Raw genomic sequence first — 1315 nt, forward strand, 5'->3', positions numbered from 1 at the left:
ACCCATCAACCCCACCACCATCACCACCCTCGTCCACACCACCACCGAAAACCTCATCACCACCCTCGAAACCACACCCCACACCCCCCTGCAGCAACTGGAGATTCTGGACAAGGCCGAGCGCGAGCAACTGCTCACCACCTGGAACGACACCGCCCGCGAGGTGCCGACCGCGACCCTGCCCCAGCTCTTCCAGGCCCAGGCCGCACGCACCCCCAACGCGGTGGCTGTCACCTTCGAGGGCACCCAGCTCACCTACGCCGAGCTGAACACCCACGCCAACCGCCTCGCCCACCTCCTCATCAGCCACGGCGTGGGACCCGAGTCCCTGGTCGCCGTCGTGATGGAACGCTCCGCCGACCTGGTCACCACCCTCCTCGCCATCCTCAAGACCGGCGCGGCGTACCTGCCGATCGACCCCGAATACCCGGCCGACCGCATCGCCTACGTCTTCCAGGACGCCGCACCCACCCTGGTCCTCGCCACCCACGACACCACGGAACGCCTACCGCAGAGCGTCACCGGGACGACGATCGTCCTCGACGACCCCACCACCAGTGAGAAGCTGACCGCACACGCCGACAGCAACCCCACCGACGCCGACCGGACTGCCCCACTGCTTCCGACGCACCCGGCCTACGTCATCTACACCTCCGGCTCCACCGGCCGCCCCAAGGGCGTCGTCGTGCCGCACGAGGGTGTGATCAACCTGCTGGAGTGGCTGCGCCACGAGTACGACGTCGATGCCTCGGACCGCATCGCCCAGAAGACACCGTTCGGATTCGACGCCTCCGTCTGGGAGTTCTTCCTGCCGATCCTTACTGGAGGCACCGTGGTTGTCGCCCGCCCGGGCGGCCACAGGGACCCCGGGTACCTGGCTGAGCTGATCCACCGCGAGCGGATCACCATCACCCAATTCGTCCCCTCAATGCTGCAGGCCTTCCTCCAGGACCCCGCCGCGACCTCCGACAGCAGCCTTCGCGCAGTCCTTAGCGGTGGCGAGGCTCTGACGCCAGAACTACGCGACCGATTCAGCAGCCTCCTCGACGTGCCTCTCCACAACTACTACGGCCCGACCGAGGCAAGCGTTGCCGTGACCGATTGGCACTGCCGGCCCGGCGCCACCGTCCCCATCGGCCAGCCGCTGTGGAACACCCGCGTGTTCGTCCTGGACTCCGCCCTGCGGCTGGTCCCCGTCGGCGTCGCCGGCGAGCTCTACCTCGCCGGCACCGGCCTGGCCCGCGGCTACCTCAACCGCCCCGGCCTGACCGCCGAACGCTTCATCGCCTGCCCCTACAGCACCAAGGGCGAGCGC

Annotated in this window: 1 protein-coding gene; it reads left to right on the top strand. The window is 68.5% G+C overall.

The window, feature by feature from the left end:
- The coding region (locus ACIGXM_RS37405) for an amino acid adenylation domain-containing protein (protein ID WP_396568584.1) at window positions 1-1315 on the top strand (1315 nt) is incomplete at both ends.

This window comes from Kitasatospora sp. NPDC052896, assembly GCF_044547075.1.
Lineage (GTDB): Bacteria > Actinomycetota > Actinomycetes > Streptomycetales > Streptomycetaceae > Kitasatospora.